The organism is Kitasatospora sp. NPDC088351, from assembly GCF_040685575.1.
Classification (GTDB): Bacteria; Actinomycetota; Actinomycetes; order Streptomycetales; family Streptomycetaceae; genus Kitasatospora.
On sequence record NZ_JBFBIL010000052.1, the window covers coordinates 35,244 to 56,097 of the forward strand.

Genomic DNA, 20,854 nt, shown 5'->3' on the forward strand with positions numbered 1-20,854 from the left:
CGGAGGTGCCACGGTGACGTGATCCGGATGCCATCGTGTCAGGAGCCCGGCCGGCGCACCCATCGGGGCCCTCCGGACGCCCGCCTCCGCCGGCGGGCCGCACCGGGAGCGGCGGGCCCGCCGGCGGAGGCCGCGCGTCAGGCGTCCACCTCGTGGGTGTGGCCCTCGCGCAGGCCGCCGCCGCTGCCGGCCTGGCCGTCGGTGTGCTGCGGCGTCACCGGCGCGTGCAGCGAGGAGAGGTCCCAGGCGTAGGTGCCGACGGAGTCGGCGATCACGTCGATGTTCACGTCGAAGGCGCCCAGGTCCAGGTTGCCCAGGTTGTCGCAGGCCTTGTGGTAGCACTTGTCGAACGCCACTCCGGCGGTGCCGCCGTACCGGGCCGCCTGCGCCGCGGACTTGATCACCTCGGCGCCGGTGTCGGTGCCGCCTGCCGGGATGCCCGCGTCGATGAACGGTCCGTAGTCGGAGCGGCCGGTGAAGTCGGTGCCCTCGTGGGCCTTGCCCCGGCGGTCCAGGTAGTCGGTGATGTGCCGCTCCAACTGTGCCGAGCCGTCGGGGCCGGGCCCGGAGCCGACGTGGTCGGAGTCGTCGCCGTCGTAGACGAACTGGGCGAAGTTGGGCGAGGCGATCATGTCGAAGTTCAGATAGAGCTTGATCTTCTTCTGCTCGGCCTCGGACAGGGACGTCACATAGGCCTCGGAGCCCTTGAGGCCGAACTCCTCGGCGGACCACCAGGCGAACTTGACCTTGTTCTTCACCGGCCGGGTGCCGAGGTTCCTGGCGACCTCCAGGATGCCCGCCGAGCCGGAGCCGTTGTCGTTGATACCCGGTCCGGCGGCCACCGAGTCGAGGTGGGAGCCGATGAAGACGGTGTTGTTCGCGTCCCCGCCGCGGGTCTCGGCGATCACGTTCCAGGTCGTGCGCTTCTCCATGAAGGTGCGGATGTCCAGGCCGACCGTGACCGGACCGGCGGCGGCCTCGGCGGCCAGCGCCTGGCCGGCCGCCTGGGTGATCCCGCCGGTCGGGACCCGGCCCGCCGTCGGGTCGGTGAGGGTCCCGTTGAGGTCGCCCTCGGTGTTGTTGTAGATGATCGCCCCGACCGCGCCGGCCGCCGCCGCCGCGGCCTGCTTGATCGCGAAGCTGCAGCCGCCGCGCTTGATCAGCGCGATCTTCCCGGTGAACGCGCCGACGGCGTAGTCGCCCGCCTCGCAGCCGGTGGTGTCGTCCACCGGGACGACCGCCAGCTCGGCGGTGAGGCCGGCCGCCGGGCCGCCGGCCGAGTACGTCATCGCCTTCACGGGCACGGACTCGTTCTGCGGCGACAGGACCGTCAGCCGCTCCGTGAGCGCCTCGAAGAACGTGTACTCGAACTCCTGCTTCGACACCTTCAGCCCGGCCCGGCGGGCCTGCTCGTAGACGTAGCGGGCCGACTCGTCGTGCCCCCGCGCGCCCGCCACCCGGGTGCCGCCGTTGCGGTCGGCGATCCGCTGGAGGACCTTCAGGGTGTCGTAGGCATCACGGGCACTGCTCTCCGCGACCAGCCGCGCCGCCAGCTTCGCCCCCTTCCGCGCCGGGTCGGGGTCGGCGGCGGCGCTCCCGGCACCGACCAGCAGCAGCGGGGTCACCAGGGCCGCCACCGCGAGCGCGGCGCCCGCGGCACGGCGGGCCGGGGCGGCCGAGGAGCGGGGCGGGGCGGTCAGGCGACGGGTCCAGGCGTTCAAGGCGAGTCCTTCCGACAGTCCGTGGGACTCCCGATTTGACATGCCCGGCGTCGGCTTGCCAACCCCGCCGCGCAAGCTGACCGGATGCGGACACCCGGCCGCGCGGTGATCCTGGAAGGGAGGGGGCGTCTCATCCAGGAGTGTGACCGCATGTCCATGATCGAGAAGATCAAGCAGATGCTGAAGGGCCACGAAAGCCAGGCCGAGAAGGGCGTAGACAAGGGCGGCGACATGATCGACGAGCGTACCCAGGGCAAGTACAGCGGGCAGGTGGACACCGCCCAGGAGAAGCTCAAGGACCAGTTCCGCGACCAGCCGCCCCAGTAGCCCTCGGCCTCGCGCCATTCGCGGGCCCGACAGCCCGCCGGAGCGGTCCGACCGCCCCGTGGACCCCGCACCCCGGTCCGACGCCCGATCCGGACCGGGGTGCCGCATGTCTCGGGACCCGCGCTTCCGGGGCTCCGCATCCCGGCCGATCCCCGGGCCGCCGAGCCCCTTCTCCGGGGTGCTCGCCACGCCGTCGGCGTCCCCGGCCACCGGCGGACTTTACATACTCATTACTATTGGCGGTAGCGCTTCCGCGTGCCGCACGTGGAGCGGCGCAGGTCACCCCCGCACCGCCCGCCAGGCCGGCCCCTGTTCCGGCGCAGTCGCGCACGCCGTTGGAAGCCCTGACGAGAGGACAGCCGCCGTGTCGATCCCCCGTGTCCGGACCACCACCCTGCCCGGTGTCGGCGTCCAGTACGACCTGACGACCCGAGAACAGCGGCACCTGTCGGTCATCGCGCACCGGGACGGCTCACGGAGCCTCAACGTCTACCGGTCCGACGACCCCGACGCCTGCTCCCAGGCGTTCCGGCTGACCGCCGATGAGTCCGCCGCCCTGGTGGACGCCCTGACCCCGGCCCACCACAGCCCGGGCCTGCTGCACACCACCGACCTCGGCCTGGTGGCCGAGCGCATCCCGGTCAGCGGCACCTCGCACTGGAACGGCCGGCTGCTCGGCGAGACCCAGATGCGGACCGCCACCGGCGCCTCCATCGTCGCGGTGCTGCGCCGCACCGATGCCGTCCCCTCCCCCGCGCCGGACTTCCGGCTGGCCGGCGGGGACATCCTGATCGTCATCGGTACCCGCGAGGGCGTGGACGCCGCCGCCGCGATTCTGGGCAGGGAGTGATCGGATGCACACCGCGAGCGTTTTCATCGAACTCGGTTCGGTCATCCTGGTCCTCGGCCTGCTCGGCCGAATAGCCGGCCGCTACGGCTTCTCCCCCATCCCGCTCTACCTGCTCGGCGGACTGGCCTTCGGACAGGGCGGACTGCTGCCGCTCAGCGCCAGTGAGGAGTTCGTCGCCACCGGCGCGGAGATCGGCGTCGTCCTGCTGTTGCTGATGCTGGGCCTGGAGTACACGGCCGCCGATCTGGTGACCAACCTCAAGGCCCAGTACCCGGCAGGCGCTGTGGACTTCGTCCTCAACGCGCTGCCCGGCGCGGCGGCGGCCCTGCTGCTCGGCTGGGGGCCGGTCGCGGCCGTGGTGCTGGCGGGGGTCACCTGGATCTCCTCGTCCGGGGTGATCGCCAAGGTACTCGGCGACCTCGGACGGCTCGGCAACCGGGAGACACCGGTGATCCTCAGCATCCTGGTGCTGGAGGACCTGGCGATGGCCGTCTACCTGCCCATCCTCACCGCCCTGCTGGCCGGGGCCGGGCTGCTCGCGGGCTCGATCACCCTGGCCATCGCCCTCGCCACGGCCGGCGCGGTGCTGTTCATCGCGCTCCGCTACGGGCGGCTGATCTCGAAGTTCGTCTCCCACGACGACCCGGAGAAGCTGCTGCTGGTCGTCCTCGGGCTCACCCTGCTGGTCGCGGGCATCGCGCAACAGCTCCAGGTCTCGGCCGCGGTCGGGGCCTTCCTGGTCGGCATCGCCCTCTCCGGCGAGGCCGCCGAGGGTGCGCACACCCTGCTCAGCCCGCTGCGGGACCTCTTCGCCGCGGTCTTCTTCGTCTTCTTCGGGCTCAGCACCAACCCCGCCAGCATCCCGCCCGTGCTGCTGCCGGCCCTGCTGCTGGCCGTGGTCACCGCGCTCACCAAGGTCGCCACCGGATACTGGGCCGCCCGCCGCGCCGGAATCGCCGAACGCGGCCGCTGGCGGGCCGGCGGGGCGCTGGTCTCCCGCGGCGAGTTCTCGATCGTCATCGCCGGGCTGGCCGTGACCGCGGGCATCGAACCCGAACTCGGGCCGTTCGCCACCGCGTACGTCCTGATCCTGGTGGTCACCGGCCCGCTCGCGGCCCGGTACACCCAGCCCGCCGTGGAGCGGCTGGGCGCGCTGCGCCGGCGCGGCCGCCCGGCGCCGGCCACCGTCGCGGACGTGCCGCCGGGGCTGATCCCCGAGCAGCCGGAGCTCGCCCACGAGGAACAGGTCAACAGCCTGCCGCGCTGACCCCCAGCAGGCCAGGGCGTCTCCTGCGGATCCCGTCGCACACCCGGCAGGATCCGCAGGAGACGCCCTCAGCTCTTCCGGCCGTCCTGCTCGTCCGGGTTCTTGTGATCCTTCCGGCCCGTCGGGGGCTCCGCGCCGCACTGCTCGCACCGGCCGGGCCCGGGCCGCTCGCGCAGCCGCCCGCACTCCTCGCACACCCGGTCCGGCCAGCAGGCCGGCTCGCCGCCTTCGTCCATACCGCCGATAATCCCCCGTCCGGCTCCCCCGGCACCGACCGGTGCGCACCCGCGGATAGACACTGTCTACGGCGCGCTGGTAGACAGTGTCCATGAACGATCAGGACAGGGGTCTTCGCGCACGTCTGGTGACGGCCGGGGTCGAGCTACTGGCCGGCGAGGGCGTCCACGCGCTCACCCTGCGCGAGATCGCCCGCCGGGCCGGGGTCTCGCACGGCGCCCCCCGCCGCCACTTCCCCACCCACCGCGAACTCCTCGCCGCCATCGCCGGACACGGCTTCGGTGAACTGGCCGCCGCCCTGGCCGCCGCCGACGCCCAGGCGGGCCCCGGGGCCGGCCCGCGCACCCGGCTCGCCGCGCTCTGCCGCGCCTATCTCGGCTTCGCGGCCGCCGACCCCGGCATGTTCGAGCTGATGTTCCGCCACGACCTCCTGGAAGGCAGCGGTGCGGACCTGCGGCGGACCACCCTGCCGCTCTTCGAGACCTTCACCCGCCTGGTCGCCGAGGTCCGGCCACCGTCCGGCGGGGCGCCGGCGGCCGTCGCCACCGCGCTCTGGGCGAACCTGCACGGCCTCGCCCAGCTCCGCACCTGGGGCAGTCTGCGGCTGGCCACCGGCGCCGACGACATCGAGCCGCTGCTGCGGGCCGCCCTGGACGCCCACCTCGGCCCGGAGCCCCGGTGAACCGGGTCGGCCGCCGGGGCCTCGTCCTCACCGGCAGCATCACCGGCGCCGTGATCGTCGCCGTGGACGGGACGGTACTCACCGTCGCCCAGCCCAGCATGCAGCGCGACCTGCACGCCTCCCTCGGAGCGGTGCAGTGGACCAGCACCGCCTACCTGATCGCGGTGGCGAGCCTGCTGGTCTTCGCCGGCCGGCTCGGAGACCGCTACGGCCATCAACGCGTCTTCGCCATCGGCGCGTTGGGCTTCGCCGCCACGTCGGCCGGGATCGGCCTCGCGCCCGGCATCGGCTGGGTCGTCGGCCTGCGCGTCGCCCAGGGCGCGGCCGGCGCGCTGCTGCAACCGGCCACCCTCGGCATGCTCCGCGCGGCCTACCCGGCCGACCGGCTCGCGATGCCGATCGCACTGCGGACCAGTGCGATCGGCCTGGCGGCCGCGGCCGGTCCGCTGGTCGGCGGCGCGCTGACCGCCCAACTGGGCTGGCGCGCCGTCTTCTTCCTGACCGTCGGTCCGGCCCTCGCGGTCGGCCTGTCGGCGCTCGCCGTACGGCTGCCGCGGCCGCCCTCGGACGGCCGCGCCGCCGGGCTCGACCTGCCGGGCGCCGGACTGCTCGCGGTCACACTCGTCTGCCTGGTCCACACGCTGGTCGGGATACCGGAGCGGGGCTGGACCACCGCCACCGGGCTCGGGCTGCTCGTCACCGTGGCGCTCGGTCTCGCCCTCGCCCGGCACGAACGGCGCGCCGCCCACCCGTTGCTGCCGCCGGCCGTGCTCGGGTCGGTGACGGTCACCGCCGCCCTCGGCGTCCTGCTGACGGCCTCGACGGCGATCTTCGGCACGCTCTTTCTGGGGACCTACTTCCTGCAGGACGTGCTCGCCCTCGACCCGCTGGCGAGCGCCCTCCGGGCGCTGCCGCTCGCCGTGGCCATGGTGCTCGCCGCCCCCGCCTCCACGGTTCTGATGAAGCGTCAGGGAGCGCGGCGCGCCGCAGTCCCGGGGATGGCGCTGATCTCCCTGGGCGCGCTGCTGACGTCCGGGCTGGACGAGTCCTCCGGCGCCGTCGCGATCGGCGGCTGCTTCCTGCTGCTGGGCGCCGGCTTCGGGACGGTGATGGTCACCGCGACCGCCGTCGTCGTCCGCGAGGCGGCCGCGACCCATGCCGGAGTCGCCGGCGGCCTCCAGCAGACCGCCCTGAACATCGGCCCCGCCGTCGGGGTCGCCGCCGCGACCACGCTGGCCGGCCACGCGCCGCTCACCACCGCGCTCGGCCCGGCCGTCCTCACCCTGGCCGTCGTCGCGGCCCTGGGCACCGTGCTCGCCGCCGCCCTCCCCGGCCCGTCGGGGGCCGGCGTTCCGGCCCGGCCCGAGGCCGTCCGGGGCCGCGCCTGAGAGCCCCCGGAACGGTGCGAGGGGTGACCGGAATTGCGGCCTTCCGGACCTGGCGCAACCGGGCGGAACCGTCGCTATGATGATCCGCCTCACACCATGGTGTCGCCAGGGCGTGAACCGTCCGCCGGGCCACGCCCGCACCCTCTGGAGGCCCTCATGCCCGCTGCCGCCACCAGTACCGTCCACCCGCCGCGCCTGACGCGGGACGGCATCCCGGGCTGGTTCTTCAACGTCGACCAGGAGGCCTTCGGCCACTTCCTCTCCGCCCAGAACGAGGCCGGCCGCACCGGCGACATCCTCGAACTCGGCACCTATCTCGGCCGCAGCGCCGTACTCCTCGGCGACCACCTCAAGCCCGGCGAGCAGCTGACCGTATGCGACCTGTTCGACTCCGAGGCCGGCGACGCCGACAACGCCGCCGAGATGACGATGTCCTACCGCAAGACCCTGACCAGGAGCGCCTTCGAGGCCAACTACCTGGCGTTCCACGCCCGGTTGCCGGTGATCGTGCAGGCGCCCACCTCTGCGCTGGCCGACGGGCGGATCCCGGCGGGCAGTTGTCGCTTCGTCCATGTCGACGCCTCGCACCTGTACGAGCACGTGGCCGGGGACATCGGGGTGGCCCGGGCCGCGCTGGCCGAGGACGGCCTGGTGGTGCTCGACGACTACCGTTCCGAGCACACCCCGGGCGTCTCGGCCGCGGTCTGGCAGGCCGTGTTCACCGGCGGGCTGCGCCCGGTGCTGCTCACCCCGATGAAGTTCTACGGGACCTGGGGGGACGCGGAGGCCGCACAGCGGGTCCTGCTCAGCCGGGACTGGCGGTCCGAGGGCTACTCCCTGGACGAGGACAGCATCGCCGACGCCCGGGTCCTGCGGCTGAAGCGCCCGGTGCGGCCGGCCGGGACGCAGCCCCGGTCGGCCTCGCGCCGGCTGGCGCTGGACCTGCTGCCGCCGGTCGCCACCAGGGCGACCCGGCGGGTGCTCCAGGCGCTGCGCAGCCGCCGCGCGGCCGAGGCGGTCCGGACCGGCTGAACACGGACCGGGCGGTCCGGCCCCGGATCCGGCTCCCGGCCGGGGTCAGTACGCTGTCGCCATGCGCCGCGCCACCGTCTCGCCCATAGCCTCCGGGCTGCCCCGATGAGCACGTTCGTCCCGCCGGAGCCGCCGCTTTTCGCGGTCGCCTCGCCCCGCGAGAAGGGCGCGCGGATCGTCACCGACGTCCTGGCGCCGGCCCATCTCGTCATAGCTCTGCTCCTGCTCGTCGGCGCCCACAGCGCCGATGGCTGGTCGGGCGCCGGGTGGGGGCTGCTGGCGGCTTCGTTCTGCGGGGTGGTACCCATCGGGATCATCGCGCTGGGGGTCCGGCGCGGCACGCTGACCGACAAACACGTCCGGATCCGCCGCCAGCGCGTCGTGCCGCTGGCGGCGAGCCTGCTGTCGGTGCTGGCGGGGGTGGCACTGCTGTACGCGCTGCACGCCCCGGCGGAGGTCTGCGCACTGGTCGTCGCCATGCTCGGCGGCCTGCTGTCGGCGCTGGCGGTGACGGTCTGGTGGCAGGTCTCGCTGCACAACGCGGTGGCCGGGGGCGCCGCGATGATCCTGGTGCTGGTGTTCGGCCCGGCGCTGCTGCCGTTCGCGGCGGCCGTCCCGGCGGCGGTGGGCTGGTCGCGGCTGGCGCTGAGGGCCCACACCCCGGCCCAGGTCGCGGCCGGAACGGCACTCGGCGGCGTCTGCGCGCTGGTGTTCACCCTGCTGCGGTGACCTCGGGGCCCGCCGCCCGGACGCTTCCCGACCACCGCGGTCCGCTCTCCCCCGGGCCTGCGACCGCGCCCTCGCCCGGGCACCGATGCCCCCGCCACGGCTGCGCGCCGGTCTCCGAAGCCACCGGGATCTCGCCGCTCTCCGCGCGCCACAGCTATTGATATTTCATTCCTATTGATCCGACTGGATTCACCCTTGCGAGGGAACTTCGCTTAAAGATTTGCCCACGGAACATTAAAGGCCACATAGTGATTACGCCTCAGTTGGTCCTAGATATGGCCAAGTCCAGGCAAAGTCCCGTGGCGTCGCGCGGGGTGGCGGCCCTGTCGGCAGCCGATGCGGTGGCCCTCCGCACGACGCCTCCCTGACAAGCGAGGAGAAGGCGTTGCTGCACGAAAACACGGCTTCGGGCTATGGACAGCGGCTCCGCGAGGAGATCGCGAGGCCCGGGGCGACCCCTCTCATCGGCGTCTACGACATGTACTCGGCGTCCATCGCGGCCGAGCACTACAACGGCATGTTCGTCTCGGGCTTCGGCTTCGCGGCGTCCTACTACGGCCTGCCGGACATCGGCTTCATCGCCTGGCCCGACATGGTGGCCTTCGTCGAGCGGCTGCGCGGTGCCTTCCCCCGGCACCATCTGCTGGTCGACATCGACGACGGCTACGTCGATCCCGAGGTCGCCTGCCACGTGGTGCGCCGACTCGAACGCATCGGCGCCTCGGGCGTCATCCTGGAGGACCAGAAACGGCCACGCCGCTGCGGCCATGCGGACGGCAAGCAGGTGCTCCCGCTCGGCGAGTACCTGGAGAAGCTGGACCTCGTCCTCGCCAACCGCAGCGACCTCGTCGTGGTGGCCCGGACGGACGCCACCGAGGAGGGCGACATCCTGGAGCGCGCCGAGGCCCTGGCGGCCACCGACGCGGACGTCGTCCTGGTCGACGGGGTACGCAGCGAGGAGTGGATCCGGCGGATCCGTCAGGTCGTCAACGGCAAACCGCTGCTGTTCAACCAGATCGCCGGCGGGAAGTCGCCCCGGCTCTCGCTGTCCGAGCTGAGCGACCTCGGGGTGGATGTCGCGATCTACAGCACGCCGTGCCTCTTCGCGGCGCACCGCGCCATGGACGAGGCGCTGGCCGGCCTGAAGGTGGCCGACGGCCGGCTGCCGGCCGCCGCCGGGGAGAGCCGCCAGGTGGGGGTGCGCGAGTCCACCGAACTGCTGGAGCGGAACATCGCCCGCCCGCGCGAGACGGTGACGGCGTGACGGCCTCGCTGCCCGGGCCCGCGCCGAACCATCCGGATCCGCCGAAGGCAGGGCTGGGGCCGGGGCCCGAGCCGGGAGCAGGGGCGGAGCCGGTGGCGAGGTGGGCGGTGGCCCGGTGGCGGGCGGCGGCCGCCGGGCTGGCCGGGGTCTGTGCGGTACTCGTCTGCGGTGCGGTGCCCGCGTCGGCGGAGGGCAGCCTGATCACGGTGCTCGACAACTCGCACGCCGACTCGGTGCTGGAGGTCGACCGGACGGCCAACCTCCAGACCGGCAGCGGGACGGCGGGGAGCGACCACGACGGCGCCAACGCCCTGGTGGGCGGCCTGCTGGGCTCCGGGACGGCCGGCTCGACGACAGGGAGCGGCGGATGAGCGGTGGGCTTCCGAGGCACGGCCCGCCGCCACCCGGCCCCGGTTGCTCCGAACCCGATCCCTCGGGCCCGCCCGGGGCGGCCGCGCCGTCTGGCCCGGATGACCGGGATGACCGGGATCGGCCCGGTCCACGGCTCCGGTTGCGCGGCCTCGACCCCTACATGGCGGCGCTCGCGGGCACCGTCGCCCTCGCGGCGCTGCTGCCCGCCACCGGTTCGGCCGCCCGGGCGGCCGAGCTCTCCTGCGACCTCGCGATCGGGCTGCTCTTCTTCCTCTACGGCGCCCGGCTCTCCGCCCGGGAGACCTTGAACGGGCTCCGCCATCTGAGGCTGCACGGGCTGGTGCTCGCCTGCACCTTCGTCCTCTTCCCCCTGCTCGGGCTCGCCACCGCCGTGCTGACACCGTTTCCGCTGACCGCGCAGTTGCAGACCGGTGTGCTCTTCCTCTGTCTGGTGCCCTCCACGGTGCAGTCCTCGGTGGCGCTCACCGGCGCCGCCCGGGGCAATGTCCCGGCGGCCATCTGTGCGGGCACCTACTCCAGTCTGGCCGGCCTGGTCCTCACCCCGCTGCTGGCCGCCTGGCTGCTGGGCTCGCACACCGCGCTGTCCGCGGACGGCCTGCTGCGGATCGGCGGGCAGTTGCTGGCACCTTTCCTGGCCGGGCAGTTGCTGCGCCCGCGGATCGGCAGATCCCTCACCCGGCACAAACGGCTGCTCACTCCGGTGGACCGGGGCTCGATCTTGCTCGTCGTCTACACCGCGTTCAGCGCGGCGATGGCCCAGGGCATCTGGAGCCTTGCCACGCCCGCCGCCCTGCTCGGGCTGCTGGCCGTGCTGCTCGCGCTCCTCGCCGCCGCCCTGGCCTTCGCCCACCTCGGTTCACGTCTGCTGGGGCTCGACCGGGCGTCCGGAATCGCGGCCGTCCTCTGCGGCTCCCAGAAGAGCCTGGCGAACGGTCTGCCGATGGCCACCGTGCTGTTCGGACCGCAGGCCGGCCTGCTGGTACTGCCGCTGATGGCATACCACCAGCTTCAGCTGGTGGCCGGCACTCTGCTCGCAGGCCGCTGGTCCAGGGCTCCCGACGAGGCGGGGCCGGACAGGGCCGTTCCCGGGTTGCCGCCCGAAGCCGACCCGGCCGCGCCCGGGCCACCGGCGACGCCCGCCGACCAGCGGGCCCGGGTCAGCCACCCGGGCGTGCGGCAAGCTCCCGGGTGATTCCGCGGCGAAGACGGGCCGAGGCCCCGGGCAGCGGCCCCAGCCCCCTGGCCCGGTCCCCCGGCAGGTCGGGGCGCCGGGCCAGGGCCAGTACCGCCGCGTAGGGACGGTGACCGGCGGCGAGTTGCCGGGTGACGGCGTCGTACACGCGGTCCAGGGCCTCGCCCACGGTCGCGGGGTGTTCGGCGAGCAGCAGAAGCAGCCGGTTGTCGTTCCACGGGGTGTGCCGGCGATCGGCCAGTCCGGCGAGGACATCTCCCGGGGTGGCCGGGTTCGCCGCGATCGCGTGCCAGACGAACGGGTACCCACAACGGGCGAGTTCGCGCAGCACCACGGGGTTGGCCGTGCGTTCGGCGAGGCGGCGGTAGTCCCCGCCGTCGTGCAGGTGGTCGAGAGCTTCGAGATCATCCATACCGGCGGGCCACCGTAGCAACTCCGCCCGCCGGTGCCCACCCCGGAGGGCGGAGAACTGGTCGGCCCCCTCACCAGGGGCGGGCACCAGGGGGCGGGTCAGGGCCGGGCGGGCGGCGCCGAGAGCGCGGTGTCGGGCAGGGTGGGCAGCGGGAAGAGGGGCGGTGGCGTCCAGGTGGAACCGGCAGGCGCGAACGGGCCCTGCCGCCGCCGCAGCAGGCCAAGGGCGCGGTCGCGGGCCTGGTCCACCAGTCGGTGGTGCGCGTCGTCGATCAGCCCGAGCCGCCTCGCCTGCGCATACTCGTCCTCGTCCTTCCAGGCGTGCGTGGAGAGGTCGGGGGCGGCCACCAGGTCCAGAAAGAGATCGAAGGTGTCGATGCCGATGGCGGTCCGCCGGTGGGGCAGTTCGAAGTTGACGTACCAGCGGAGCGGCCGGCCCTGCTCGTCGAGGAAGCGGTGCACGCTGAAGTACTCGCCGGCTGTGTAGCAGCTGAGCACGGTGGTGTCGCGCCAGACCCAGCGACCGAGTTCCCAGCGGCCGGCGGCGAGATCGGCGATCCCCTGTTTGCGCACCGCCTCGTCACCGGTGCGCAGCGAGGTGATCCAGGTGGTCGGCGCGAGGCTCTCGATGCCCGGCCAGGCGGCGAGGGCGAGGGTGTCGCCGGTGTCGGCGAGGGTGCGCAGCGGCATCGCCGTCCACACCTTGCCGTGCATGATGTCCCGCCGGATGGCGGTGGCACCCGGCTCGAAGGGTTTCTCGGAGTTGGCCGTCATGTCGGCAGTCTGGCAGCGCCTGGGCGCCGCGGGGCCGGCCCCGTCGGCGCATCAGTCGATCGGGGGGCCGCTCGGCGGTGGGGTTGACGTCTCCCTCGGCGGTGGTATGTCCCCGGGTCGGGGTGTGACGCGCGGTCGTCCGGGTGCGTCCGTTGCCCGCCGCTGCCCGTCCGCGCGCCGCCCGGGGGTGCGAGCGGCGGGCGGCGGGCGTTTCCCGGTCAGCGAACGTAATAGGGACGGTTGTGGGCGGCGACCGGCGCGGACTGGTAGGTCCACACCCCTGCGGCCGGGGCGTCGGCGATGAGCCGGGCGAGGTCGCGGGCGGCCTCCTCTGCCGGGCTGCCGAGGGCGAGGCGGACCCGCTCGGCGGTGCGGTCGTCGAGGGCGTAGTAGCGGTAGGGCTGGTGGACGTTGAGCGGGCCGGCCAGCAGGGTGCCCTCCTCGTCGGTGCCGTAGCCGGTGATCGGCGTGTTGCTGACCGGTTCGGGAGTCAGGCCCACCAGGTCCGCCTCGACGGCGAACAGTTCCTCGTCGTGGCGCCGCAGGCCGTCCGGCCCGAGCGAGGCCCGACGGCAGGAGACCGACCAGCGCTCGCGGACGGACGGCGCGTTGAGCGAGGGCATCACCGTCTCGAACCAGCCGGGGTACTTGGGCTCGGCGTACAGCCTGGTGCCCGCGTCGATGGCGAGCGGGTTGTCGCACAGGACGTGCAGCCGGGCGATGCCCAGCAGTTTGGTCTGGTCGTACCCCCGGGCGTACTGGCCGTAGTTGAGCACGGGCACCCGGTCGCCGCTGAACAGCGGGTGGGCGATGACGTTGATCTCCACCTCCTGGGTGATCCCGCCGCCGCCCGGGTAGTGCGCGAAGTAGAGCTGGTAGTTGAGCGAGACGCAGGCCATGCCGTCGAACTCGGCGGCGGCCAGCCCGGGGTGCCGCTTGCCGAGCAGTTCGCGCACCGGCTCGGGCTCGACCAGGTAGTCGACGCCGATGTTGTGCAGGGCACCGTAGTGGAAGGGCAGATGGTAGGGCTCCGGCACGGGCGGGAGCGGAAGGCCGACGGTCATGAGGACTCCCGAATGGTTTCGGCGGGCGGGGTGGACGGCGCGGGCAGGGGGGACGGCGCCGGCCCGGAGACGGACGCGGAGACAGGCCCCGGCGGCCGGGTGGCGGGAAGGGTCACCGGGCGGCGCAGCGCCAGCAGGTCGCGGTGGATCCGGTCGGCGCTGCGCAGCGCGAGCGCCGCCATGGTGAGTGACGGGTTGGAGGTGCCGAGCGAGGGCATGGAACCGCAGCCGACGGCATACAGGTTGGGGTGGTCCCAGCACCGCTGCCACTGGTCGACGACGGAGTTCACGGGCGAGTCGCCCATGACATGGGTGCCGCCCGCGTGGCCCGCGCCCCGGTAGGCGTAGGGGCGGCCCTCGAACTCCAGCCGGCCCGGCCACTGCGGGCCCGCTTCGTAGCGGGTGTGGTCCTCGGCGCCGAGGAGGGCGAACAGCTGGTCGGAGACGGCCCGGGCGGAGGCCATCCCCCGCCGCACGTACGCGGAGAGGTCGTAGTCGAGCACCGGGCGCGGAAGGCCGAGGCCGTCCCGCAGCGACGGGTCGAGGGTGACCCGGTTGGCCGGGTCGGCGGGCTGTTCCAGTTCGAACTGGAGCGAGAACTGTCGGCCGAGCCGGTCGCCCAGCCGGTCGCGGAGCTCCTTGCCGCGCAGTCCCGCGCCCAGGAGCGCCGTGACCTCCGTCTGCGGCGGTCCGGCGGCCCAGGACCAGCCCCAGTTGCCGATCTCGATCCGGAACGGCGCGCGGAGCAGGCGGGGCGCCCCGAAGCGGAAGGCCTCCAGCCCACTGGTCGAACCCGGCCCGCGGTACGGGCCGACGGGCCGGGGCATCAGGCCCCAGGTGAGCAGCACCGGGTGGTCCATCAGATTGCGGCCGACCTGGTCGCTGCGGTTGGCCAGGCCGGAGAGCAGGAGCAGCTTGGCGTTCTCGATCGCGTGGGCGGCGAGCACGACCAGCTCCGCCTCCACCCGGTGGGCGGCACCGCCGGACAGGTACTCGACGCCGGTGACCCGGCCGGTGCCGTCGGCCAGCACCCGGCTGACCACCGCCTCGGTGCGCAGCCGGACGGTGGGCGCCCAGCGGGCCTGGGTGCGCAGCGGGGTGTACTTGGCGTCGGTCGGGCAGACGGGGACACAGCTGGCGCTGCCCGCACAGGGGCTGCCGAGCGGGCGGCCCGGGCGCCCGGGCTCGGTGGGCAGACCGTTGCGGGCGTGCGGGGTGGCCGTGACGGTGAGCGTGGCGGGGTCGGCCACGGCGGGGTCGCGGACGGTGCGGCCGTCGAGGGCGTCGGCGAGGCGGCGGTCGAGGTAGCTCGGCGCGATGGCGCGCATCGGGAAGGCGTAGTCGTCGGGGATGGGCAGTCCGACGGCCTCGCGCTGCCGGTCGGCGTCGGCGGCGACGCCGAGCTCCCGTTCGGCCCGGCGGTAGTACGGTTCGAGGTCGCGGTAGGTGATCGGCCAGTTGCGGCCGTGCCCGAGGTCGGCGGTGCGCAGGTCCTCGGGATGCATGCGCGGTGCGAGTCCGGTCCAGAGCAGGCCGGTGCCGCCGTTGGCCCGCAGGTACCCGCTGGCGTAGGGCAGCGGTCCGCGCTGGACGAGGTAGCCGGTGGCGGTGAAGCCGCCGTCCGGGAGCCCGGTGAGGTCGCCGACGTCGGGGGACGGGGCGTCCGCGCTGTGCGGGTACGGGGAGGTGGGTGTGCCCCCGGCTGCGGCGCGGTACGCCGTCGCGGTGGCGGCGGCGCTGTCGGCGGGTCGGCCGGCCTCCAGCACGAGGACCCGCCAGCCCTGCGCGCCGAGGCGTTGGGCGACGAGCGATCCGGCGAAGCCCGCGCCGACCACGATGGCGTCCCAGCGCGCGCTCACCGGTCGCCACCACCGCGCGGGGCCTCGGCCCAGCTGCCGTAGCCGGGTGCGGCGGCGCCGGGCGGGGTGCCGTGGAAGGTGCGCCACATCAGGCCCTCGTCGTGGGCGCGGGCCGAGGACGGTGCCTCGTTGGGCCAGGCTCCGACGTACCAGAGGTGGATGAGGGCGTGCTCGTCGCGGACTCGGTGGGCCAGCGTGGTGCGGTGGTGTTCATGGGCCATGCCGGTCGCCCGCAGCTCGGTCTCGTCGAAGCCGGTCAGCCCGGCGGAGATCCTGAGGAACTCGTCGAAGTCGGAGAGGTCGGTCCGGTCGGCGAGGTCCTCCGGGTCCGGGAGATCGCCCGGGCCGGCGTGGTCGGCCGGCTCGAAGAGGTCGTCGGTCGCTGGCAAAACGGGCACCCCCACAGTGATCGCTGTGTGGCCAGGACATGCCACTCCATGACTGGACGTGGCACGACGTGGCCGACCGCCGCTGCGATCCTGCCTCCCGCTTCGGTGGCGCCAGGCCCGATGTCGGGAAGTGCCCCTCCTTGGAACTCTTTTGACCGATCCATGTCTGACCATGAACGGAATGCGATCAGCCAACCGATCGGTAGCGCCACGCCCGCGCCGCTCGGTCCCGTACCCTCCGGGTGCCCACGGCCCTGAGCCCCGGATGTCCCCCGCTCGGCCCAGCGCAGCGCGCGGTGATGCTGCCCGGCTGCGATCTTCGGAGCACGCGGTGCGCCCACCGCCGCGTCCGCGTTGTGTCGACACCTGGAGGCCCGGATGTGGCAGGCTCCCCCCGCCCCCGTCGAGAACGAGTGGCTGCCGGTGCTGGACATGCCCGCCCCGGCCCCGCAGAACCGGCTGACCGTGCTGGTGCGCGTCCTGCTGCTGATCCCGCAGTTCGTGGTGGTGTGGGTGCTGTCGGTGGTGGCGTTCTTCGTCGCCGTGGCCGGCTGGTTCGTCGCACTGGTACTGGGCCGGCTGCCCGGCTTCGCCGCGGTCTACCTCACCAACTACGTCCCGTACGAAACCCGGGTGAACGCGTATCTGCTGCTCACCGTGGACCGCTATCCGCCGTTCCGGTTCCACACCCCGGAGTATCCGGTGCGGGTGGAACTGCGGCCCGGTGAGCTGAACCGGCTCGCGGTGTTCTTCCGGCTGGTCCTGGCCGTCCCGGCGATGATCGTCCAGAGCCTGCTGTACGCCGGGTGGTGGACGGTCGCGTTCTTCGGCTGGCTGGTGGTGCTGATCATGGGCCGGATGCCGCTGCCGCTCTTCGAGGCGACGGCGGCGATCCTGCGCTACCGGATGCGGTTCATGGCGTATCTGCTGCTTGTCTCCTCCGCCTACCCCAAGCGGCTCTTCGGCGACGAGCCGGGCTCGGTACCGGGCGGCCCGGTGTCGGCGACCCGGCCGCTGGTGCTGAGCGGCGGCGGGCGCGGGCTGCTGGTGGCGTTCCTCCTGATCGGGCTGATCTCCTGGGCCACCGGCTCGATCACCACCGCCGTCACCTCGGACGAGGACGACAGTCACGACATCGAGCAGGTCACCGGGCCGCTCGTGCCCGGTGCGGCCGGCACCGCACGGTAACGGCCCCGGGATCACACCTCCGGCGGACCGGCCGGCCCCGACCATCCCGTCGGGTCCGGCCGGTCCGCCGGTCCGTCTTGCGATCCGTCCGGCGCCCTCTCCGGCGTTCCGGCCCGCGATCCGTCCGGAGGCCTAGAAGTCTCCTGAAGATCTTGTTGGTGGAGGGGTGTCCCGGGTGAGGGTGCCCCTCCATCTGTGGCCGACGGGGCAGGTCACCTCGCCTTTGGCGGTGTCGACGTGGAAGTCGTCGGCGGTGAAGCCGCCGGGGACGGCGGGTCGCGGTGGTGGCGGTTTGATGATCAGGGTGTGGCCGTCGGTTTCGAGGGTTTCGCGCAGGTCGCCGGTGCCGTAGGCGGTGTCGCCGAGGACGGTCAGGTCCCCGGTCCCGTCGGCGAGGAGAGTCCGGGCGACGGCGGCCTCGTGGTTCTCGGCGCCGGTGCCGGCGGTGAGCTCGACCTCGGTGAGCAGGCCGGTCTCGGGTTCGAAGGCGCCGTGGGCGCGGAAGTCGTCCTGGTAGCGGGTTCGGTTCTTGTGGGTGTGGCGGGCCTCGGGATCGACGGTGGAGACCACCCGGTCGTGGACGGTGCCGCGGGCGATGCGCCAGCGTCCGTCGCGCCTGTCGGAGCCGTCGGTGACCTCCATGTCCTGGCCGGCGACCAGGGCCAGCAGCCCGACCGCGTCCGCGGCCTTCTCGTCCAGCTGCCGTTCGGGCAGGCGGCCGAGCAGGTTGAGCGCGTCACGGACCAGGGCGTCGACCAGGTCGGCGCGGGCCTGCTCGTCGTTCCAGGCGATGCGGGGCTTGCCCGGGTCGGTGTAGAGGTAGCGCATCGGTTCGCCGCTGCCCTGGTAGGAGGTGCCGTCGAGGTAGAGCGCTGCGGCGGCCCGGGCGAGTTCGTTGGCCCGGTGTTCGACGGCGGCGAGGAAGTCGGCCGGGGCGCCGGCGGTGACGTGCTCCGGGCTGGGGAGGTACTCCCAGCTCCAGGTCATCCGGTCACCGCCGGCTAGGCGGCGCGGTAGAGCTCGGCGATGGTGGTGGCGTGCTGACGGCACTCGGCGATGGTGGTGGCGTGGTTGGCGAGGTAGTTCGCCCGGTGGTAGGCCTGCGCGGTGGCCGGGTGCCGTTCGATCTCGACAACGGTGGCCCAGCGGTCGACGAACGAGCGGATCGGCTGGACGCTGCCCGTGGTGATGGCTTCGGCCATGGCCTTGGTCTGCCCGTCGATCATCTCCGGGAGGCGGTCCGCGGCGACCACGGCCAGGGCGGCCTTGAGAGCGGCCGGGTTCTGCTCGGGCCTGGGAATAAGCTCGACTCCGTCGTGCGCGGGCTGACTCATGGCGGCGCTCCTCTCGTTGGGTGTGAGGCTACTCGGCATCGGCCGGGCGGTCGGCGTCCTCACGCGGCACCGCGCACGGCGCCGGGCTGCGACTGGCGGGCGGTGCGCAGCGGGACGGCATGGCCGCGGGCGACGGCCTGGGCGGCACGGTGGCGTGCAAGAAGGTCGCGGGCTCGGGCGGCTTCGGCCAGGGCCTGCTCGTCCTCGACCGTGGGGCGGTGGTCGCGCTCGGTCCCCGTTGGGGCGGGCGGCGCGCAGGGCGGTGCGGGCGAGGTCGGCGCCGCCGGGCTCCTGGGTGGTGCTGGTCATGCGGTGAACCTCCTGACGGGGATGCGGGCGTGCCCGGCGGCGTCGGCGATCTGCGCGTCCAGGGCCCGGTTGTCGGTGAAGGCGAGGACCAGGTCGGCGTCGGTGAGGAGCCGGGCGACCAGGTCGTCGTCGGTGAGTGGCGGGTGGCGGTGGTCGGGGGCGGCGTCGAGGCATTTGCAGGGCCCGTCGCGGTCGACCGGTTCGTTGGGCTGGCCGTTGGCCTGGGCCCAGCGGCGGGCCAGGTCGCCGACTGAGCCTTCCCCCGGGAGGTGGACACCGGGGTTTCATGCGGCGAGGGTGATCCTACGGGACGCCGCTGTCTGCTGTTCGAACTGGACCGGGCTGAGGTAGCCGAGCGTGGAGTGGCGACGGCGGAGGTTGCAGAAGGAAACCCAGCGGAACACCTCCAGCCTCGCCTGATGCTGGCTGGCCCATCGGGCCCCGTGCATCAACTCCCGCTTCAGCGAGGCGAAGAAGCTCTCCGCCGCGGCGTTGTCGTAGCTGGAGCCGACCTTCCCCATGCTCCGCCGGATCCCGTGGCACCGGCAGAGTCCCGCGAACTCGGCCGAGCCGTATTGAGAGCCTCTGTCCGAGTGGAAGATCACGCCGTCGACCAGGCCGCCGCAGGTCGCCACCGCGGCCTTCAGGACGTCAGCGACCAGCCGAATACACATGTGGTCGGCCATCGACCAGCCCACGAGCCGGCGCGAGTGCAGGTCGATGACGGTGGCCAGGTACATCCACGAGCCGCCGACCGGTAGATATGTGATGTCGCCAACCCACCGGACATCGGGCCCGCCCGCAGTGAAGTCCCGTCCGACCAGGTCCGGCGCCGGCGGCACGCTCCTGTCCTGGACGAGGGTTCGGCAGCGTTTGCGCAGGTGACGGCCGATGATGCCGTGCTCACGCATCAGGCGGGCTATCCGCTTGCGGTTGACCACCCGACCTTGGGCCCGCAGTTCCGCCCGCACCCTCGGAACCCCGTAGGCGCCCCGCGTCTCCCGGTGGACCTCGCGGATCTCACCCACCAGCGCGGCCTCCGCCGCCGCCCGGTCGGCACGCGCCCGAGCACCGGCCCGCCAGGCGTAGTAACCGGATCGGGCGACGCCCAGGATCTCGCACAACCGCTGGACACCGAACTCGGCGGCGTGGGCGGAGATGAAGTCCCAGCGGCGGGCCCTCACTTCATCTCCCGTGCGAAATACGCGGCTGCCCGGCGCAGGATCTCCTTCTCGACCTGCCACTCGCGCTCGGCCGTGCGAAGCCGCGCGAGCTCGGCCCGCTCCTCGGCGTTCAGCATCTGCCCGGCCGACGCCGGCTCGGTATCGGCAGCGCGCACCCAGTTCCGCAGGGTCTCATGGTTGACCCCGATCTCCTTCGCCACCGCCGCGAACGTGCGCCGGCCCTCCGAGGCCCGGTACAGCGCGACGGCATCACGGCGGAACTCGTCCGAGTACTTCGACGGACATCCCGTCTGGACTTCCCTTCCTGGATCTACAAGATCCAAGTGTCAGGGTGTCCACGTCGCGGGGCAAAGCTCAGTAGCTGGGCAGGATGACCTCTGGGACATCGGCCGGCACCTCCTCCAGGGCCTCGATCCACTCTTCCTGGGAGCCCTTGAAGGCGATCCGCGGGTTGATCCGGTGCAGCCCGTTGGAGATCCGCCACAGCAGGCCGAGCTCGGCGAGCCGGTTGAGCGCCGGCGAGATGTTGCTCTTGCTGGTTCCCAGCCGCTCCGCGATGTCGTCAAGGGTGAGGGTGACGAAGCCGCCGTCGGTCATCTCCCCCAGCACGGTGTGCCACACGTCGTACTGCAGGGTGGTGAGCCGGTACAGCGGCAGGGCTCGGGAGAGGTCCTGCGCGGTGAACACGCTGCCCTCGGTGGTCAGGAAGGTCTCCGTGCCCGGTTCCTGGTCGGCGGCCATCACATCGACTCCAGCTTCGGTCGGCGGGTGCGGCGGGGCGGGCGCACCGCGCCACGGGGCCTCCCGCGGAGCAGAGTTGAGGTTCTACCACAGCGAACCGCATGTGGTCTGTACCAATTCGGTACGAGGCCGCATCATGCCTGACGGTTCGACAGTTCGGTCGGACGGCGGGCCGTCTGTGTCCGTCCGGGCCGATTCTCTGCCCGGACGGACGCCCGGCGACCGGGCCGCGGACAGCCCCGCCCCCGATCCGGCCGGGGCTGTCCGCGGGGGTCAGGTCAGCTCGGGGCGCTCATACAGAGGTTCCACTGGGTGGTGGCGAAGGCCACGCCGCCGGACCAGTAGTTGACGTTCCATGCCGCCTCGCACTGCTCGTACTGCGAGTGCGAGACCACGTGGGAGTACGGCGGAGGCGCCGGCGTGCCGCCCTAGGCCGCGTATTCGGTCGTGATCAATGGGTTCGGGTGAGGTCCTTGATCCAGATCATTGCGCCGCGGAGGTGAAGGCCGGCGAGGTAGC

General features: G+C 73.2%; 22 protein-coding genes and 1 pseudogene. 12 read left to right on the forward strand and 11 right to left on the reverse strand.

Features of this window, described 5'->3' with window-relative positions:
- Nucleotides 1–137: 137 nt before the first annotated feature.
- A complete protein-coding gene (locus AB0P06_RS28625; protein WP_363612335.1) occupies nt 138–1,625 on the reverse strand; it encodes a M28 family metallopeptidase in 1,488 nt (495 codons plus the stop codon).
- 246 nt (nt 1,626–1,871) lie between these two features.
- Here AB0P06_RS28625 and AB0P06_RS28630 point away from each other — a divergent pair, with 246 nt between their 5' ends.
- The 3 genes from AB0P06_RS28630 to AB0P06_RS28640 all read left to right on the forward strand — a co-directional run bounded on the left by AB0P06_RS28630 (nt 1,872) and on the right by AB0P06_RS28640 (nt 4,165).
- A complete protein-coding gene (locus tag AB0P06_RS28630; protein WP_363612293.1) occupies nt 1,872–2,048 on the forward strand; it encodes an antitoxin in 177 nt (58 codons plus the stop codon).
- Between the two features lie 364 nt (nt 2,049–2,412).
- A complete protein-coding gene (locus AB0P06_RS28635) occupies nt 2,413–2,898 on the forward strand; it encodes a TrkA C-terminal domain-containing protein (RefSeq protein ID WP_363612295.1) in 486 nt (161 codons plus the stop codon).
- Nucleotides 2,899–2,902: 4 nt separating this feature from the next.
- The gene (locus AB0P06_RS28640; RefSeq protein WP_363612297.1) at nt 2,903–4,165 is read left to right on the forward strand and encodes a cation:proton antiporter; all 1,263 of its coding nucleotides are present in this window, start codon (nt 2,903–2,905) and stop codon (nt 4,163–4,165) included.
- A 68-nt stretch (nt 4,166–4,233) separates the two neighbouring features.
- Here the strand turns inward: AB0P06_RS28640 and AB0P06_RS28645 are convergent, their stop codons facing one another.
- Nucleotides 4,234–4,401 carry a hypothetical protein gene (locus AB0P06_RS28645; RefSeq protein ID WP_363612300.1) on the reverse strand — a complete coding sequence of 56 codons (168 nt, stop codon included), beginning with the start codon at nt 4,399–4,401 and terminating at the stop codon, nt 4,234–4,236.
- A gap of 92 nt (nt 4,402–4,493) precedes the next feature.
- On the opposite strand from AB0P06_RS28645, the gene AB0P06_RS28650 reads away from it, so the two are divergent.
- From AB0P06_RS28650 to AB0P06_RS28680, 7 genes are all read left to right on the forward strand, one after another.
- Nucleotides 4,494–5,084 (forward strand): TetR/AcrR family transcriptional regulator, encoded by a 591-nt coding sequence (locus AB0P06_RS28650; protein WP_363612302.1) that lies wholly within the window; start codon nt 4,494–4,496, stop codon nt 5,082–5,084.
- On the forward strand, nt 5,081–6,472 hold the full coding sequence (locus tag AB0P06_RS28655; RefSeq protein WP_363612305.1) for an MFS transporter: 1,392 nt from the start codon (nt 5,081–5,083) through the stop codon (nt 6,470–6,472). The genes AB0P06_RS28650 and AB0P06_RS28655 overlap by 4 nt, the downstream gene beginning before the upstream one ends.
- A gap of 156 nt (nt 6,473–6,628) precedes the next feature.
- Nucleotides 6,629–7,504, forward strand: coding sequence for a class I SAM-dependent methyltransferase (locus tag AB0P06_RS28660; protein WP_363612307.1), 876 nt, complete (start codon nt 6,629–6,631; stop codon nt 7,502–7,504).
- Between the two features lie 105 nt (nt 7,505–7,609).
- Nucleotides 7,610–8,233, forward strand: coding sequence for a hypothetical protein (locus AB0P06_RS28665; protein ID WP_363612309.1), 624 nt, complete (start codon nt 7,610–7,612; stop codon nt 8,231–8,233).
- 385 nt (nt 8,234–8,618) lie between these two features.
- A complete protein-coding gene (locus AB0P06_RS28670) occupies nt 8,619–9,497 on the forward strand; it encodes an isocitrate lyase/PEP mutase family protein (RefSeq protein ID WP_363612311.1) in 879 nt (292 codons plus the stop codon).
- Between the two features lie 92 nt (nt 9,498–9,589).
- Nucleotides 9,590–9,868, forward strand: coding sequence for a hypothetical protein (locus AB0P06_RS28675; RefSeq protein WP_363612313.1), 279 nt, complete (start codon nt 9,590–9,592; stop codon nt 9,866–9,868).
- A gap of 161 nt (nt 9,869–10,029) precedes the next feature.
- Entirely contained in the window at nt 10,030–11,082 is a 1,053-nt protein-coding gene (locus AB0P06_RS28680) for a bile acid:sodium symporter family protein (protein WP_363612337.1), read from the forward strand.
- Here AB0P06_RS28680 and AB0P06_RS28685 read toward each other — a convergent pair.
- The 5 genes from AB0P06_RS28685 to AB0P06_RS28705 form a co-directional block, all read right to left on the reverse strand.
- Nucleotides 11,048–11,494, reverse strand: a complete 447-nt coding sequence (locus AB0P06_RS28685) for a hypothetical protein (protein ID WP_363612315.1) — start codon at nt 11,492–11,494, stop codon at nt 11,048–11,050. The two genes, AB0P06_RS28680 and AB0P06_RS28685, sit on opposite strands and share 35 nt — an antisense overlap.
- A gap of 98 nt (nt 11,495–11,592) precedes the next feature.
- Nucleotides 11,593–12,267 carry a DUF402 domain-containing protein gene (locus AB0P06_RS28690; protein WP_363612317.1) on the reverse strand — a complete coding sequence of 225 codons (675 nt, stop codon included), beginning with the start codon at nt 12,265–12,267 and terminating at the stop codon, nt 11,593–11,595.
- A 218-nt stretch (nt 12,268–12,485) separates the two neighbouring features.
- Nucleotides 12,486–13,331 carry a hypothetical protein gene (locus AB0P06_RS28695; protein ID WP_363612319.1) on the reverse strand — a complete coding sequence of 282 codons (846 nt, stop codon included), beginning with the start codon at nt 13,329–13,331 and terminating at the stop codon, nt 12,486–12,488.
- On the reverse strand, nt 13,328–15,190 hold the full coding sequence (locus tag AB0P06_RS28700; RefSeq protein ID WP_363612321.1) for a GMC family oxidoreductase: 1,863 nt from the start codon (nt 15,188–15,190) through the stop codon (nt 13,328–13,330). The genes AB0P06_RS28695 and AB0P06_RS28700 overlap by 4 nt, the downstream gene beginning before the upstream one ends.
- A complete protein-coding gene (locus AB0P06_RS28705) occupies nt 15,187–15,579 on the reverse strand; it encodes a hypothetical protein (protein ID WP_363612323.1) in 393 nt (130 codons plus the stop codon). The genes AB0P06_RS28700 and AB0P06_RS28705 overlap by 4 nt, the downstream gene beginning before the upstream one ends.
- A 378-nt stretch (nt 15,580–15,957) precedes the next feature.
- Here AB0P06_RS28705 and AB0P06_RS28710 point away from each other — a divergent pair, with 378 nt between their 5' ends.
- Nucleotides 15,958–16,767, forward strand: coding sequence for a DUF4389 domain-containing protein (locus AB0P06_RS28710; protein ID WP_363612325.1), 810 nt, complete (start codon nt 15,958–15,960; stop codon nt 16,765–16,767).
- 231 nt (nt 16,768–16,998) lie between these two features.
- Here the strand turns inward: AB0P06_RS28710 and AB0P06_RS28715 are convergent.
- Together AB0P06_RS28715 and AB0P06_RS28720 are read right to left on the reverse strand one after the other, a co-directional pair.
- Nucleotides 16,999–17,583 (reverse strand): annotated as a pseudogene (locus tag AB0P06_RS28715) (transposase); the annotation flags it as partial.
- Between the two features lie 185 nt (nt 17,584–17,768).
- Nucleotides 17,769–18,101: a hypothetical protein gene (locus AB0P06_RS28720; protein ID WP_363612327.1), complete on the reverse strand. Its 333-nt coding sequence runs from the start codon at nt 18,099–18,101 to the stop codon at nt 17,769–17,771.
- Between the two features lie 338 nt (nt 18,102–18,439).
- On the opposite strand from AB0P06_RS28720, the gene AB0P06_RS28725 reads away from it, so the two are divergent.
- Nucleotides 18,440–18,664 carry a hypothetical protein gene (locus AB0P06_RS28725; protein WP_363612329.1) on the forward strand — a complete coding sequence of 75 codons (225 nt, stop codon included), beginning with the start codon at nt 18,440–18,442 and terminating at the stop codon, nt 18,662–18,664.
- A 30-nt stretch (nt 18,665–18,694) separates the two neighbouring features.
- Here the strand turns inward: AB0P06_RS28725 and AB0P06_RS28730 are convergent.
- Both AB0P06_RS28730 and AB0P06_RS28735 read right to left on the reverse strand, forming a co-directional pair.
- Nucleotides 18,695–19,917 (reverse strand): IS3 family transposase gene (locus AB0P06_RS28730; RefSeq protein WP_363612331.1). Its coding sequence is split into 2 segments (ribosomal slippage): nt 18,695–19,656 and nt 19,656–19,917, totalling 1,224 coding nucleotides; the frame shifts between segments, so codons are not numbered across the junction.
- 31 nt (nt 19,918–19,948) lie between these two features.
- The gene (locus tag AB0P06_RS28735) at nt 19,949–20,335 is read right to left on the reverse strand and encodes a helix-turn-helix domain-containing protein (RefSeq protein WP_363612333.1); all 387 of its coding nucleotides are present in this window, start codon (nt 20,333–20,335) and stop codon (nt 19,949–19,951) included.
- Nucleotides 20,336–20,854 lie beyond the last annotated feature (519 nt).

What these genes read in the sequence shown, in the direction of transcription:
- AB0P06_RS28665 (WP_363612309.1), top strand. Translation starts at nt 7,610, where the DNA reads ATGAGCACGTTCGTCCCGCCGGAGCCGCCGCTTTTCGCGGTCGCCTCG.
- AB0P06_RS28735 (WP_363612333.1), bottom strand. Translation starts at nt 20,335, where the DNA reads ATGGCCGCCGACCAGGAACCGGGCACGGAGACCTTCCTGACCACCGAG.
- AB0P06_RS28650 (WP_363612302.1), top strand. Translation starts at nt 4,494, where the DNA reads ATGAACGATCAGGACAGGGGTCTTCGCGCACGTCTGGTGACGGCCGGG.
- AB0P06_RS28645 (WP_363612300.1), bottom strand. Translation starts at nt 4,401, where the DNA reads ATGGACGAAGGCGGCGAGCCGGCCTGCTGGCCGGACCGGGTGTGCGAG.
- AB0P06_RS28680 (WP_363612337.1), top strand. Translation starts at nt 10,030, where the DNA reads ATGGCGGCGCTCGCGGGCACCGTCGCCCTCGCGGCGCTGCTGCCCGCC.
- AB0P06_RS28660 (WP_363612307.1), top strand. Translation starts at nt 6,629, where the DNA reads ATGCCCGCTGCCGCCACCAGTACCGTCCACCCGCCGCGCCTGACGCGG.
- AB0P06_RS28690 (WP_363612317.1), bottom strand. Translation starts at nt 12,267, where the DNA reads ATGACGGCCAACTCCGAGAAACCCTTCGAGCCGGGTGCCACCGCCATC.
- AB0P06_RS28710 (WP_363612325.1), top strand. Translation starts at nt 15,958, where the DNA reads ATGTGGCAGGCTCCCCCCGCCCCCGTCGAGAACGAGTGGCTGCCGGTG.
- AB0P06_RS28685 (WP_363612315.1), bottom strand. Translation starts at nt 11,494, where the DNA reads ATGGATGATCTCGAAGCTCTCGACCACCTGCACGACGGCGGGGACTAC.
- AB0P06_RS28720 (WP_363612327.1), bottom strand. Translation starts at nt 18,101, where the DNA reads ATGAGTCAGCCCGCGCACGACGGAGTCGAGCTTATTCCCAGGCCCGAG.
- AB0P06_RS28630 (WP_363612293.1), top strand. Translation starts at nt 1,872, where the DNA reads ATGTCCATGATCGAGAAGATCAAGCAGATGCTGAAGGGCCACGAAAGC.
- AB0P06_RS28640 (WP_363612297.1), top strand. Translation starts at nt 2,903, where the DNA reads ATGCACACCGCGAGCGTTTTCATCGAACTCGGTTCGGTCATCCTGGTC.
- AB0P06_RS28695 (WP_363612319.1), bottom strand. Translation starts at nt 13,331, where the DNA reads ATGACCGTCGGCCTTCCGCTCCCGCCCGTGCCGGAGCCCTACCATCTG.